This is a genomic window from Kitasatospora sp. NPDC093102 (assembly GCF_040683915.1).
GTDB lineage: Bacteria > Actinomycetota > Actinomycetes > Streptomycetales > Streptomycetaceae > Kitasatospora.
The window spans coordinates 1-1,038 of the sequence record NZ_JBFBFA010000154.1; the positions used below are offsets into that span (position 1 = coordinate 1).

2 protein-coding genes are annotated in these 1,038 nt (G+C 70.1%); one reads left to right on the top strand and one right to left on the bottom strand.

Annotation, left to right across the window (positions count from 1 at the left end):
* On the top strand, nucleotides 1–452 hold a 452-nt coding region (locus tag AB0O11_RS39430; RefSeq protein ID WP_363397467.1), incomplete at its 5' end, for a transposase.
* Here AB0O11_RS39430 and AB0O11_RS39435 read toward each other — a convergent pair.
* Nucleotides 427–921: a hypothetical protein gene (locus AB0O11_RS39435; RefSeq protein ID WP_363397470.1), complete on the bottom strand. Its 495-nt coding sequence runs from the start codon at nucleotides 919–921 to the stop codon at nucleotides 427–429. The two genes, AB0O11_RS39430 and AB0O11_RS39435, sit on opposite strands and share 26 nt — an antisense overlap.
* Between the last annotated feature and the right edge of the window lie 117 nt (nucleotides 922–1,038).

Consider the following 1,038-nt stretch of genomic DNA (forward strand, 5'->3'; position numbering starts at 1 on the left):
GAAAATTGATCAACGGTCGCAAGCGGCACGTCATCGTGGACACGCTTGGCCTGCTGTTGATGGTGCTGGTCACCCCCGCCGACACCACCGACCGCGACGCTGCCTGCGGCATGCTGAAATACCTCCGCGCCCGCTATCGGAAGCTCCGCCTGGTGTGGGCCGACGGCGCTTACACCGGCCGCCTGGTCGACTGGGCCCGCGAGACACTCCAGCTCACCCTGGAGATCGTCAAACGCAGCGACGACATGAGCGGCTTCGTGGTGCTGCCGAGACGATGGGTGGTGGAGCGCACACTGAGCTGGCTGATGCGCTCGCGACGGCTGGCCCGGGATTACGAGACGCTGCCTGCCAGCAGCGAGGCCGTCACCCTGTGGTCCATGACCATGCTCATGGGACGCCGCCTCGCCCGCCACCGGGACCAGAAGGTCACCCGTTTGCCCGCCGCGGCGTGAACACCCCGGGCCGCTCCTCGGTCAGCCAACCCCGCTCCACCAGCCGCTTCGCCTTCGACCGCACACCCTCGACCTTCGCCGGGACCCGCTCCAGGCCCAGTCGAGAGGCCAACTCCTGGGCCCGCAGCCCCGCCCCGCCCGCCTCCGCCTCCAGCATGCCCACCAACCGTCGGTAGTCCGGCGCGAGCGCCTCCGTGGTCAGGCCCTCCCGCCAGACGGGCACCACCGCCCCCGCCACCGGGACCTTCACCACCGCCGGCACCGGCACCGGCCGCAGCGGTTCCTCCGGCTCCGGCTCCGGCGCGGCCAAGGCCTCGGCCAACTCGGCGAGGGCGATGGCCCGCCGCTCCAACACTGCTTCCGCCTCGGCCAGTTCGGCAAGAACCCGATCGGCCTTCACACGGAGCTCGTCGACCCGCACCCGCGCAGCCGTCTCCCGAGCCTCCAGCAAGCCCATGACCGACGCCACCGACCACCTCCGTGTCATCCCGGACGAACGCGACGGCCCGACTCTTCCTCGACACCACGGAGTTCATGCCTGACCAGCGGAAACCCACCGGTCACGTGCCGAAAGACAACACCTTCT